General features: G+C 75.8%; 7 protein-coding genes. 6 read left to right on the top strand and 1 reads right to left on the bottom strand.

Going from position 1 to position 12020, the window contains the following annotated elements; genetic code table 11:
- Positions 1 to 227 precede the first annotated feature (227 nt).
- The 5 genes from EKG83_RS47165 (at position 228) to EKG83_RS30490 (ending at position 7373) form a co-directional block, all read left to right on the top strand.
- Positions 228 to 890 carry a helix-turn-helix domain-containing protein gene (locus EKG83_RS47165; protein ID WP_170191867.1) on the top strand — a complete coding sequence of 221 codons (663 nt, stop codon included), beginning with the start codon at positions 228 to 230 and terminating at the stop codon, positions 888 to 890.
- A gap of 20 nt (positions 891 to 910) precedes the next feature.
- A complete protein-coding gene (locus tag EKG83_RS30505) occupies positions 911 to 3790 on the top strand; it encodes an AMP-binding protein (RefSeq protein ID WP_170191866.1) in 2880 nt (959 codons plus the stop codon).
- A gap of 928 nt (positions 3791 to 4718) precedes the next feature.
- Positions 4719 to 5027, top strand: a complete 309-nt coding sequence (locus EKG83_RS30500) for a hypothetical protein (RefSeq protein WP_153278551.1) — start codon at positions 4719 to 4721, stop codon at positions 5025 to 5027.
- A gap of 64 nt (positions 5028 to 5091) precedes the next feature.
- Complete coding sequence (locus EKG83_RS30495; RefSeq protein WP_033431989.1) at positions 5092 to 5949, top strand: geranyl diphosphate 2-C-methyltransferase; 858 nt, start codon at positions 5092 to 5094, stop codon at positions 5947 to 5949.
- A gap of 203 nt (positions 5950 to 6152) precedes the next feature.
- Positions 6153 to 7373 (top strand): family 2 encapsulin nanocompartment cargo protein terpene cyclase, encoded by a 1221-nt coding sequence (locus tag EKG83_RS30490; protein ID WP_265590292.1) that lies wholly within the window; start codon positions 6153 to 6155, stop codon positions 7371 to 7373.
- Positions 7374 to 7593: 220 nt separating this feature from the next.
- Here EKG83_RS30490 and EKG83_RS30485 read toward each other — a convergent pair whose 3' ends face one another.
- The gene (locus EKG83_RS30485; protein ID WP_033432092.1) at positions 7594 to 8799 is read right to left on the bottom strand and encodes an ATP-grasp domain-containing protein; all 1206 of its coding nucleotides are present in this window, start codon (positions 8797 to 8799) and stop codon (positions 7594 to 7596) included.
- Between the two features lie 187 nt (positions 8800 to 8986).
- Here EKG83_RS30485 and EKG83_RS30480 point away from each other — a divergent pair, with 187 nt between their 5' ends.
- Positions 8987 to 12016, top strand: coding sequence for an AfsR/SARP family transcriptional regulator (locus tag EKG83_RS30480; protein WP_153278550.1), 3030 nt, complete (start codon positions 8987 to 8989; stop codon positions 12014 to 12016).
- Positions 12017 to 12020 lie beyond the last annotated feature (4 nt).

Genomic DNA, 12020 nt, shown 5'->3' with positions numbered 1-12020 from the left:
CTTCCGCTCTGCGTGACCACAGAGTCGGCGTCCTGGCCCGAACGGGTAATCCGGGCGTTCCCGGAACGAGCCGCTTGCGAGGGGGTCCGCCGGTCTGCTAACGCGCCGGGGTGCAGTGGGTAGTTGTGCCCATTCCGGTATTCGACCCCCCGGATCGAAGGTTGACCGGCCGAAGTTCCCGGTGGCTGTCCAGCGGCTCATCGGGTGAACCTCTTGGGGGAGAGAAAGTGACTGGACTGACCGTGCAGGGGCCGGTGGCCCGCGGCCGGGACCCGAGGCGCGTGGACGTGCCGGTCGGCGGCACGCGCACGTTCGGCACCTGCGCCTGCGGGTCGTGCGACTGGGACCTGCCGATCGCGGGCGAGCCGGACTTCCGGGGCGCGCTCGTCGCGGACGGCGCGGTGTGGTGGGTGGTCAACCTGTCCGACCGCGAGCCGCTGTTCGTGGCGTCGGTGGACCACCCGGGCGAGGCCACCGCGGTGCGGCCGGGGGAGCGGCTGCCGTTCGGGTTCGACATGGCGATCGTGACGCCGTCGCGGGGCCCGGCGACGGTGTCGGTGACGGTGTTCGCGTCGGTGCCGGAGGCCCCGGTGCCGCTGCGGCCGCGCTGCCCGGCCGTCCACCCGGGCGTGCCCGCCCTGGACCCGGACGCCCGCTACTACGCCGTGCTGGAGGCGCTGTGCGAGCCGGGCGGCGTGCTCGCGCCCACCTCCGCCGACATCGCCGGGCGGCTGGGCCTGAGCCCGCGCGCCGTGGACGCCCACATCGACTACCTGGTGCGCAAGCTCGACCTGCCCGAACCCGCCACCCGCCGGCACGGCTGGAAGCGGATGGCCCTGATCGCCCACGTCCGCCGCAGCGGCGTGATGCCCCTGGCGAGGACCGCGTGACGCACCCCGCGACCCACCCCGTGACGCATCCCGTGACCCATTTTGTGCCCCACCCCGGCATCCACACCGCCTTCGCCGAGCGCGTCCGGGAGCAGCCCGGCGCCGTCGCCCTGGTCCACGCCGGTGGGCGCCTGACCTACGCCGAGCTGGACGAGCTGTCCTCGGCGATCGCCGGGGAGCTGGCCGCGTCGGGCGTCGGCCCCGGCAACGTCGTCCCGGTGGTCGTCCCCGTGTCGGCCCGGCTGGTCGCCACGGTGCTGGCGGTGCTCAAGCGCGGCGCCGCCTACGCCGCCCTCGACCCGTCGTGGCCCGCGGAGCGCCTGCGCCGCATCGACTCGCTGCTGCCCGGCCAGGTGGCCGTGGTGGAGGCGGACGTGGACGCGTTCCCGCGCCGCGCCGGCGGTGCCTGGCGGCCACCCGCCATCACCGCCCCGGGCGCCGCGATGGTGTTCTTCACCTCCGGCAGCACCGGCGAGCCCAAGGCCGTCGTGTCGCCGCACGGCGCCACCACCCGGCTGTTCGACGGCTGCACCTTCGCCACCTTCGACCGCACCACCGTGGTGGCCCAGGTCTCGGCGGTGCCGTGGGACGCGTTCGCCCTGGAGCTGTGGGGGCCGCTGGTCACCGGCGGCACGTGCGCCCTGGTCGAGGACCGGCCGCTGATGCCGTCGTCCCTGCGGGCGCTGGTCGCCGGCGCGGGCGTGAACACCATGTTCCTGACCACGTCCCTGTTCCACCTGGTCGTGGAGGAGGACGTGGCCGCGTTCGCCGGCCTGCGGACCCTGATGGTCGGCGGGGAGAAGCTGTCCGCGCGGCACGCGGGGCGCTTCCTGGCCGCGCACCCGGACGTGCGGCTGGTCAACGCCTACGGGCCGGTCGAGAGCACCGTGTTCGCCCTCACCCACGACGTGCGCCCCCCGGACGCCGCGGGCGAGGTGCCCCTCGGGCGGCCCGTGCCCCGGACGTCCGTGCACGTGGTGGCGGGCGACCGGGAGTGCGCGCCCGGCGAGGTCGGCGAACTGGTCGTCGCCGGCGACGGCCTGGCCCTGGGCTACCTCGGCGACCCGGTGCTGACCGCGGCGAAGTTCACCACCCTCCGCCTCGGCGGCCGGGAGACCCGCGCCTACCGGACCGGCGACCTCGGCGTGGTGGACGGGGCCGGCGTGTTCCACTTCCGCGGCCGCGGCGACCGCCAGGTCAAGGTCCGCGGCCACCGGCTGGAGCCCGCGGGCGTCGAGCACGTCGCCAACGCCGTGCCGGGCGTGCGGCGGGCCGTGGTCGTGCCGGTGACCGATGACTTGGGGACGTGCCGGGCGCTGGCGCTGTTCTTCACCTCCGACGCGCTCGACGCCCCGGCGCTGCGCGACGAGCTGAGGCGGGGGCTGCCGGCCTACTCCGTGCCCGACCACGTGGTCGCGGTCGAGGCGTTCCCGCTGTCGGCCAACGGGAAGGTCGACACCCGGGCGCTGCTGGCGCTGCTGCCCCCCGAGTCGACGCCGGCCGGGTCCTCCGACGACGACGTGCTGGCCGAGTGCGCCGCGCTGATCGGCTCCGCCGACCCGTCCCGGTCGTTCTTCGACCAGGGCGGCACGTCCCTGGCGGCCGTGCGGCTGTGCACCAGGCTCGGGGCCCGTCACGGACGCCCGGTGCCGGTGTCGCGGCTGATGACCTCGCCCACCCTGGCCGACTTCCGCGCGTGGCTGTCTACCTCGTTCGCCGGGGTGCAGGTCGGGCAGCCGCACCTGACCCCGATGCAGCACTCGTTCCTGGTGCGGCACCAGGTCGCCGGCGGCGCGGACGTCGAGAACCACTGCCCCCTGCGGTGGACCATCACGGGCCCGCTCGACCCGGACGCCCTCGCCGCGGCCGTGCAGGACGTCCACCGCCGCCACGGCTACCTGCACGCCGCGTACACCGACGACGACCTGCCCCTGGCCCGGCCGGGCGACCTGCCGGCGGCGTTCGCGCTGGTGACGACGGGGCCGGACGCCGCTCCGGCCGAGCCGCTGCGCTCCGCCCTGGCCGAGCCGCTGGACCTGGAGGCGGGCGCACCGTGGCGCGCGGTCCTGGTCCGCACGCCCGGGGCCTGGCACTTCGGCCTCACCGCGCACCACATCGCGTTCGACGGCTGGTCGCGGCACCGGATCGCGGAGGACCTGTCGGTGGCGTACCGGGCCCGGGCCGCCAGCGGGGAACCGCGCTGGGAGGTGGCCGTGCCGAGCCCGGCCGAGACCCACCGGGCGCTGACCGAGCTGGCGTCGGCGGCGGACGTGGAGGCGCAGCGGGCGTTCTGGGGTGCGGAGGTGGCCGACCTGCCGACGCCGGTGTTCCCGGCCGGTGGCGCGGGGGAGGTGGTGGTGGAGCACCCGGTCGACCCGGCGGTCGTCGACGCCGTCGCCCGCGACCGCGGGGTCGGTAGGTCGGCGGTGCTGGTGGAGGCCGTGGCCGAGGCGTTGGCGGTCGCGGTCGGGTGGGACGACTTCGGCGTCGGGGTGCCGGTGACCAGGCGCGGGACGGAGGCGTTGGAGCTGCCGGTGGGCTGTTTGATCGACATGGTGTGCGTGCGCGTCGGTGGGCGCCCGGCCGGTGAGGCCGTGACCCGGGCCCTGGCGCACGCCGACCTGCCGTACGCCGAGGTGGCGCGGCTGCGCCGGTCGCGTGACCCGCTGTACCGGGTGATCGCGGCGGTGCAGGACTCGCCGGAACCACGCCTGGAGCTGCCCGGCTGCGAGGTGACGTGGCACGACGAGCCCACGGCGCCGTTGGCGGAGTTGCAGGTCGAGCTGATCGCGCCGGTCGGGGGTGCCGCGAAGTTGCGCGTGACCCGTGATCCGGGGCGGGTCGATGCGGCGGTGATGGCGGTGGTGGGCGAGCGGGTGTTGAAGGCGCTGGGCGGTTGAGGGGTTTCCCGGCCGGGCTGGTTCGCACCGCCCGGCCGGGTTCACCCCACCTGCAACCCATCCCACCCACAGCCCACGCCACCCACAGCCCACGCCACCCACCTGCCCCGCTCTGCCTCCGCCTCAGTCCGCGCCGCCGCCTCGCCCGGCTCGCGCCCCGCCCCGCCCCGTCCGCGCCTCGCCCCGCCCGGCCCGCACCCCGCCGCGCCGCACCCGCCGTCCCGCGCCACCCCGTCCCACCGCACCGCACCGCCCCGCCACCGCCCCGCCCCGCCACCGCCCCACCCGCACCCCGCCCCGCCTGCGTCCGGCGCCGCCGGACGTCGGCACCTACGCCGCCAACTTCGCGCTCCCCCTCATCGCTGCGGCCTTCGTGTCGGTCAGCGCCGCGCTGCGCGGCGGCTGGTGCTGCTATACGCGCGGGGAAGCGTGGTGGTCACCGTTTCAACGCGCTCCTGCCCACCCACCTCCTGGTCGGACTCGGCGCGGACCTGGGCGCGTTCGGCGTCGTCGACGCGCCGGCAGCCTGGGTTTCCCCGCCGCCGCTGCGGGTTACCGAATCGCCGCCGGTTGTCACCCCGATGCGCGCATCGCCCTGGTGTGCAGCGCGTTGGTGGTCGCGCAGGGTGGCGGTGCCGTCGGCCGTGCTCGGCGCGATTCCGAACGAACCTCGGAAATCACCGCCCGGACGCAAGATCACACGTGTGGATTGTTGAGCGCGACTCACAGTAGATTTCGGTGCCGTTCCTCACCGCATCGTGGCGGTTATTCACTCGCATGGCATATCGCATCCCGCCATCCACGGTCCTCTTTTGAGTGACTTCACACGGCTAAACGGCGCTGCTAGCGTCGAATCCGTTGCACTCCGGAATGAGCGCCGCGCATTCAATGTTCGCGGCGCCCATTCCGCTGCGGCCACCGGTGTTCGGTGAAATCCCTCGCAGACGTGGATTGGGCGGTGCTCGTGACCCTTGCACAACCGGTGGAGTCGACCCCCGGCGCACACGGCGCCAGGCCGACCCCCGGTCTCGCCGCCACACGCACCGCCGCCGCCACACGCACCGCCGCCGCCACACGCATCCCCGCCACCGCACGCACCGGCTTCACCGCGCGTACCGCCGCTGTCGCGCGTACCGCCGCCACTGCGCGCATCCCCGCCGCCGTCGAGCGCATCCCCGCCGCCGTGTCCGGCCCGCCCGCCCCGGACGTGCTCGGCGACATCGGGACCACTCGCTGAAACAACCGCCCCGGGCAGGCGCACCCACCGCCACCCGGACGAACAACCCGAAGGAGAACCCCACATGACCACCACCGCGGCATCCCCCGTCCTGCGCACCGACTACCAGCGGTCCATCGCGGACTACTGGAACAAGGAGCAGGACCCGGTGAACATCAAGCTGGGCGAGGTCGACGGGATCTACCACCACCACTACGGGCTCGGCGCGTACGACGAGTCGGTCCTGTCCGGTCCCGAGGAGACCCGCGACGCGCGCGTGATCGCCGAGCTGCACCGGCTGGAGAGCGCGCAGGCCGACGTGCTGCTGGACCACCTCGGCCCGATCCGGCCGGAGGACCGGCTGCTCGACGGCGGTTCCGGCCGGGGCGGCACCAGCCTGATGGCCAACCGCCGGTTCGGGTGCCGGGTGGACGGCGTGACGATCTCGCAGAAGCAGGTCGACTTCGCCAACGCCCAGGCCGCGCGGTGGGGCGTGGCGGACAAGGTGCGGTTCCACTTCAGGAACATGCTCGACACGGGCTTCGAGGCCGGCGACTTCTCCGCGGTCTGGACCAACGAGACGACCATGTACGTCGACCTGTTCGAGCTGTTCGGCGAGTTCTCCCGCCTCTTGCGCCACGGCGGCCGGTACGTGTGCATCACCGGCTGCTACAACGACGTGACCGGTGGGCGGTCCAAGGCCGTGAGCCAGATCGACGAGCGGTACACGTGCAGCGTCCACGCGCGCAGCCAGTACTTCAAGGCGCTCACCGCCAACAACCTCGTGCCGATCGAGGTGGTCGACCTGACGCCGCAGACCATCCCGTACTGGGAGCTGCGCGAGCAGTCGTCGGTGGCGACGGGGGTGGAGAAGTCGTTCCTGACGGCGTACCGGGAGGGCAGCTTCCACTACCTGATGATCGTCGCGGACCGAGTGCGATGACCACCGCCGGGGCGATTCCGAACGGGCTGTCCGGGGCGGCCGGGTTGTTGGCGGCCGGGCTGGCGTCGGCCGGCGAGGCTCCGGCCGGCCAGGTCCCGGCCGGCCAGGTTCCGGCCGGCCAGGTCCCGGCGGCGTGGGCTCCGGTGGATCAGGCTCCGGTGGCCGAGGTCTCGACGGGTGAGGTTTCGGTGGTGCGGGCTCCGGTGGGTGAGGCTCCGGTGGGCCAGGACTTGGCCAACCTCGGTCTGACCGGGCTGGGCACCTCCGCCGCCCGGCTGGCGACCCGGTTCGCGGCCGGGCTCGCCGAGGCCGCCGCGACGACCGCAGGGGCGACCACGGGGGCGACCGCCACCCCGACCCCCACACCGATCCCCACCCCGACCGCCGCACCAACCCCCCTCCCGATCCCCGACACCACCCCCACCGCCAGCCCCGGCTACGTGGAGCGGGAGTGGGGTGACGGTACGGCGTCCCCGGTCTACGTCCCCGTGGTCGAGCGGATCGACGACGCGCTGGCCGACGAGGTCGACGACCGGCTGGTCCGGTGGGGCGAGGAGTGCGGCTTCCGGGGCGACGAGCTCGACCAGCTCCGCAAGGCCGGGTTCGGGCGCCTGGCGATGCTGACCCACACCGACACCGCCGACCCGGAGCAACTGCTGCTCGCGGCGAAGCTCAACGCCGCGTGGTGGGCCGCCGACGACCTGTACGCCGACAACACCGACATGGGCGCCACCCCCGCCGAACTGCCACCGCGTCTCGCGCTGGCGATGGCGGCGATGGACCCGGTCGCACCCGCCGGCGAGTTCGACGAGCCGCTGGAGGAGGCGGTGCGCTCCGAACCGGTGCTGATCGCGCTGCGGTCGGCCGTCGAGCACCTGGAGCGCGCCGGGACACCGGCCCAGGTGCAGCGGATCTGCTACTCGACGTTCGCCATGTTCGTCAGCTGGAACACCTACGCGGCGTGGCGGTACACCGGCGAGTACCCGCCCGCCTGGAAGTACCTCGCCACCCGGCAGCACGACACCTTCGCCACCTCGATGACGCTGATCGACCCGGTCGGCGGCTACGAGGTGCCCGCCAACCTGTACTACGACCCCCGGGTGCGGCGCGCCCTCACCCAGGCCGGGACCGCGTCGGTGCTGATCAACGACCTGCTGTCGGTGGCGAAGGACGCGGCGGACGAGAACCCCGTGTGCAACATGGTCCTGCAGATCGCGGCGGACCGGAACTGCTCGGTCGAGGAGGCGACCGAGGCGACCGTGGCCCTGCACAACAAGTTCGTCCACGACTTCGAGGAGCTGCACGAGAGCCTGAGCGTCGTGCCGTCACCGGAACTCCAGCGGTTCCTGCGCGGCCTGCGCGCCTGGATGGGGGGCGGTTTCGAGTGGCACAACACCAACCCGCGCTACCGGACCGCGCCCTGAACCCGGACGGGCGAGCCCGACGAGCCCCGGCGGAGCGGCTGATCACCGCCGGCTCCGGCAAGGTGGGCTGACCCGCCCTGGCAAGGCCGCCGCTCCCGAACCCACCGGGGGACGGCGGCCTCTACCGGGTCCTTGCGCGGCCTCACCGCGAACCCGGCCCCGGCCACTCGCCATCGACTTCGCCCCGACCGCGACGAGCCACCCGCCCCCCGGCCTTGTCCTACGACGGCACCGCGGCACCCCGCCGTGCCCGGACCAGCGGCGCGATCCCACCGGCGGCGGCCTGCGCCCGGTGCAAGGCCAGTTCGGCGGTGGGCCCTTCGGCGAGCACGATGCCGGTGCACGAGCGCTGGTCGGCCAGGTGCTCCAGGACATCACCCGGCGAGGCGGTCGGGTACCACTGCGCGTTCCCCGGCAGCGCGGGCAACCGCTCCAACCCCGACCACCCCTCCAGCACCCCGGCCTCGCGCGGGTAGAGCAGCACGAACCCGGTGGCCGGCCCACCGCCCACCGGCGCGGTCAGCAACTCGGGCTCGACATCCAGGGCCACCTGCACCATCGACGTGTAGACGTTGGTGCCCAGCGCCCGGCACAGGGCCTCGCCGACGAGGGCACCGCCGATGCGCGCGTTGACCTCGACCACCTCGGGACCGTCGGCCGTGAGCACGAACTCGGTGTGCGCGAAGCCGCGCTCGTGCCCGGCCGCCTCCAGCACCCGGCCGATCCACCGCCCCAGCTCGGCCGACTCGTCCCCGGGGAAGGCGACCGGGAACGCGGCGGCCTCCTCCCGGCGCACCGGTTCCGGCGAGACGACCCGGCTGAGCACGCCCAGCAGCCGCGTCCGCCCCCGCCAGGTGACGGTCTCGGCGCTGTAGAGGGGCCCTTCGAAGTACGGTTCGGCGGTCAGGCGCCCCTTCAACGGCGTGCCGGCGGCCTCCGCCAGGGCCGCGTCGCGCTCGGCGGCGGTGCGGCACAGCCACACTCCCCGCGACGAGGTGCCCGCCGAGTCCTTGAGCACCAGCGGGAACACCGCCGCGCCCGCCGGGTCCAGCGGACCGCTGCGGCTCAGGCCGTGCGCGTGCAGGCGGGCCCGGACGGCGGCCTTGTCGCGCAGGGTGCGGACCGCCTCGGGCCGGGGACCGGGCAGGCCGAGGCGGTGGGCCAGCTCGGCGCCCGGCAGGGCCCAGGTGTCGGTGGAGCTGATCAGCCCGGCCACGTCGGGCAGGGAGCGCAGCACCCGCTCGCACGCCGCGACGTCGGTGGTGTCGACGTCCACCACCCGCACCCGGTCGCCGCAAGCGCCCAGCTCGTGCCGGTAGGTGGTGCGGTCGCCGGTGAGCAGGACGAGGTCGTGCCCGGCGGCGCGGGCGGCGTCGGCGAGGCGGCCGAGCCCGAAGGTGAGGGCTTCCAGCAGGGCGACGGTCACGGTGCGGGTGTCCTTTCGGGCGAGGGCGGTCCGCACCACTGGTCGGACGGCGGACCGCCCCGGTTCCCGGGACCGCGGCAACCGGTTTCCGCCTCGGGCACCGCACCGCTTCCCGGGACCGCGGTAATCGATCTCCGCGCCGGGCACCGCACCGCTAAGTTCGCACCGGAAATTCGAGGGGGTGTGGATGCGGATCGGGATCCTGGGGCCGGTCGAGCTGGGCGAGGAGGGCCGGCCGGTGCCGGTGGCCGGACCGCAGTTGCGCTGCGTCCTGGCGGTGCTGGCGTCCGAGGCCGGCCGTGCCGTGCCGCTGCCGCGGCTGGTCGAGGCGCTGTGGGAGGTGCCGCCACCCGCCGCCCGGGGCACCGTCCAGGTCTACGCGTCCCGGTTGCGCAAGCTGCTCAGCGGCTCCGGCATCGCGCTGGTCAGCGCGGGCGGCGGGTACCGGTTGGACGTCGACCCGGCCGACGTCGACGTGCACCGGTTCCGGGACGCGGTCCGGCGGGCGCGGGAGGCTCCGGACGTCGCGCTGCGGCGGCAGTTGCTGGCGGGCGCCCTGGCCGAGTGGCGCGGGCCGGCGTTCGCGGACGCCGCCGGCGGGCCGTTGCGCGACCGGGTGGTCGTCGCGCTGGCCGAGGAGCGGCTGGCGGCCCTGGAGGAGCGGCTGGAGGCCGACCTGGAGCTGGGGCGGCACCACGACGTGGTGGGCGAGCTGGCCGCGCTGGCGGCTGAGCACCCCGGGCGGGAGCGGTTGACCGCCGCGCTGATGCTCGCGCTGCACCGGTGCGGGCGGCGGGTGGAGGCGCTGGAGGTCTACCGGCGGCTGCGGGCGCTGCTGGTGGAGCGGGCCGGGGTGGAGCCGGGGCCCCGGCTGCGGCACCTGCACCAGGTGATCCTGGCCGACGACGGCACCGCGGCGCCCGCGGCGCGGGAGGTGCCCCGCCAGTTACCCGCGCCCGTCCGGGACCTCACCGCGCGGGACGGCCACCTGGCCGCGCTGGACGGCCTGCTCGCCGCCTCGGGCGGGCAACCGCTGGTGGTGGCCCTGGTCGGGACGCCGGGGGTGGGCAAGACGGCGCTGGCGCTGGGCTGGGCGCACCGGGTGGCGGCGCGGTTCCCGGACGGGCAGCTCCACGCCGACCTGCGCGGGCACGGGCCGGACGAGCCGGTGGCGCCCGAGGTCGTGCTGGGCGGGTTCCTGCGGGCGTTGGGCGTGCACCCCGGGCAGGTGCCGGAGACCGGGGCGGAGCGGTCGGCGCTGTGCCGGTCGCTGCTGTCGGGCCGCCGGGTGCTGGTGGTGCTGGACGACGCGCGGTCGGCCGAGCAGGTGCGGCCCCTGCTGCCGGGCACGGCGGGCTGCGCGGTGGTGGTGACCAGCCGGGTCGAGCTGGCCGGGCTGGCGACGCGGGACAGCGCGCACCTGGTCACGGTGGGCCCGCTGGCGGCCGACGACGGGCTGGCGCTGCTGCGGCGCGTGGTGGGCGCGCGGGTCGACGCCGAGCCGGTCGCGGCGGCGCGGCTGGTCGGGCTGTGCGCGGGGCTGCCGCTGGCGCTGCGGGTGGTGGCGCACCGGGCGCTGCGGCGGCCGTCGGTGCCGCTGGCCGCGCTGGCCGACCAACTCGCCGACCGGGCGCGGCGCATGGACCTGCTGTCGCCGCCCGACGACCCGACCGCGGCGGTGCGCGGGGTGTTCTCGTGGTCCTACCGGGCGCTCCCGCCGGCCGCGGCGGCGTTGTTCCGCGCCCTCGCCGTCCTGCCCGGGACCGACTTCGGTGCTGGCGCGGCGGCCGCGGCCGCCGACGACCCGGATGTCGCCGGTGCGCTGGAAGTGCTCGTCGCGGGCCACCTGGTGGAGGAGACCGCGCTGGACCGGTACCGGCTGCACGACCTGCTGCGCGCCTACGCCGCCGAGCTGGCCGGGCAGAGCGGGCCGGCCGGGCAGACCGGCCCGGCTGAGTCGGCCGGGCAGACCGAGCCGACCGGGCTGTCCGGCCCGACCCGGCCGACCGGGCCGGACGAGCGGCACGCGGCGGCGATCCGCGTGCTGGACTGGTACCTGGCGCACGCGGAGGCGGCGGTCGCGCTGGTGGAGACCGAGACCGACGACCTGGGCGGGGTGTTCGCCGACCGGGACGCGGCGGCGGCCTGGCTGGCCGCGGAGCGGGCGAACCTCGTGGCCGTCGTCCGGTTCGCGGCCGCGGTCGGCGCGCACGAGCACGCCTGGCGGCTGCCCGCCGCGCTGTGGCGGCACTGGTTCACGCTCGGCCTGGTCGACGACCTGACCGCCGCGGTGGAGGTCGGGCTGGCGTCCGCGCGCACCCGGCGCGACCCGCGCGCGCAGGGCGACCTGCTCAACATCCTGGGCACGGCCCACTACACGGCCCACCGGTACGACACGGCGCTGGAGGTCTACGAGCAGGCGCTGGTGCTGCGCGAGGCGTTGGGCGACCGGGTCGGCACGGTGCGGACGCTGACCAACACCGCCGTGGTCCACTACCTGGCCGGCCGCTACCGGGACGCCGTCGAGCAGGGCGAACGCGTGCTGGCGCGGTGGCGCGACCTGGACGACGCGTTCGGCGAGGCCATGGCGCACACCGCGCTGGGCGGCTTCCACCTGCGGCTGGGCCGCGCGGACCTGGCGCTGGAGCACGGGCGGCGGGCGCTGGCGCTGTTCGAGAAGCTGGGGCACCGGTTCGGGCAGGCCGCCTCGGTGCTCAACCTGGGCCACGTGCACCGGCACGCGGACGAGCCGGACCGCGCCGCCGAGCACTACCGGGACGCGCTGGAGCGGTTCCGCGAGCTGGGCGACCCGCGGCACGAGGGCGAGGCGCGGTGCGGCCTGGGCGCGGTGGAGCGCGGGCGCGGGCGGTTCGACCGGGCCGCCGACCACCTCGACGCGGCGGCCGCGCTCGGCGCCGTGGTGGACGACGCGGCGCTGCGCTGCGAGGTGGCGCTGGAGACGGGCCTGCTCCGGCTGGCGCAGGGGCGCCCCGAACCGGCGCGGGCGCACTTCGAGCAGGCCCGCCGCCTCGGCGACCCCTACCAGCGCGCGTGCGCCCTGCACGGCCTGGCCCGCGCCGGGTGCGCGGCGGGCGGGCACGGGGCGGACGCGTGGCGGGCGGCGGCGGGCGAGTTCGCCGCGTTGGGGGTGCCCGACCGGGTCGCGCCGGGGTGCGAGCGCTGTTCAGCGGCCGTTCAGCGGGCTGTCTGCACCTGATCTT

This window comes from Saccharothrix syringae (assembly GCF_009498035.1).
Taxonomy (GTDB): Bacteria; Actinomycetota; Actinomycetes; order Mycobacteriales; family Pseudonocardiaceae; genus Actinosynnema; species Actinosynnema syringae.
This window is presented reverse-complemented; position numbering and strand designations above follow the sequence as displayed.